1 pseudogene is annotated in these 389 nt (G+C 64.3%); it reads right to left on the bottom strand.

The features are described from left to right. A pseudogene (locus SB764_RS38575) lies at positions 1-389 on the bottom strand (hypothetical protein); the annotation flags it as partial.

Below are 389 nucleotides of genomic sequence, written 5' to 3' on the forward strand. Positions count from 1 at the left end.
GTCATGGCACCCCAGCCCTGTCCTGCACGTTCAGGGTCGAGCCAGCCGCCGGAGCCGTTGCCGGGATACAGCCAGAGTGCCCCGCTTCCGTCGCGGGCCACGACATCGGTGCGGCCGTCGGAGGTGAAGTCCCGGTTGGACGGATCCCGGATTACGGAGACCGAACCGTCGGAGGAGGGCACATAGAGCGTGTGTCCTGTCTGGTCCACCACGGGCCGGCCGGGATCGTGAACCGGGATGGTATCGGTGACTGTGCTGCCATGGATGACGGACACCGTGTGAAGGCCCGGGCTTGTCACATAAGCGGTATGAGTCACCGAATCCACGACGACGTCGCGCGGAAAAGGAACGTTGATTGTTCGCACCACAGCTCCGCCGTTGATGACCAG

This window comes from Paraburkholderia sp. SIMBA_027 (genome assembly GCF_046535315.1).
Lineage (GTDB): Bacteria > Pseudomonadota > Gammaproteobacteria > Burkholderiales > Burkholderiaceae > Paraburkholderia > Paraburkholderia tropica.